Source organism: Leyella stercorea DSM 18206, from assembly GCF_000235885.1.
In the GTDB taxonomy this organism is placed as follows: Bacteria; Bacteroidota; Bacteroidia; order Bacteroidales; family Bacteroidaceae; genus Prevotella; species Prevotella stercorea.
Genome location: NZ_JH379349.1, coordinates 1 through 618, shown reverse-complemented (window position 1 = coordinate 618; position 618 = coordinate 1). Strand labels below are relative to the sequence as shown.

Here is a 618-nt window from a genome sequence, read left to right as displayed (position 1 = left end):
TTTTTTGCGTAAAACATTGCACAGAACAAGAGAATGAGGTTTGGCTTGAGCCTCCCCTTGTTCTGGCAAGGGTTTATGTATGGCAATATCTTTTTGTTGGGCCGCTTCAAAGTTACGGATTTTATGCTATGCAACCTCCGCTTTTATGAAGTTTTCTCTGCGGCTAACCCATTTTTTCTTTAATTCGCCCGTACATAAGGCAGCCTCCGAAGGTGTCTTCCAGTCTAAACTCATGTGCGGACGCTCGTTATTATAGAAGTCGACTGCGATAGCGATGGCTTTTTTCACTTCGTCTATACTATGGAAGTTCATGCCCATAAGCAGTTCATTCTTAATGATGCCATTTACACGCTCGGCAACGGCATTGTCTTTCGGGTCTCCGCATTCGGTCATGCTGATACGTATTCCGCGCGACCTGAGTTTGCAGGTATAGGCATAGCTGGCATACTGCACGCCTCTATCAGAGTGGTGTATGATGTCATGGACAGCGTTCTTGTCAAGGCGCCTCATTGCCATGTCAAGTGCTTCTATGGCAAACTTCGCCTCCAAAGTGTCGCCGACACACCAGCCGACTATCTCCTTTGTATAATAGTCGGTCACAAGGGACAGGTAGCAGAA

Annotated in this window: 1 protein-coding gene; it reads right to left on the bottom strand. The window is 46.8% G+C overall.

What is annotated here, in order from left to right; translation table 11 throughout:
- Window positions 1-126: 126 nt before the first annotated feature.
- Window positions 127-618, bottom strand: a 492-nt coding sequence (locus HMPREF0673_RS00795; RefSeq protein ID WP_007896867.1) for an integrase core domain-containing protein, incomplete at its 5' end; no start/stop codon positions are given.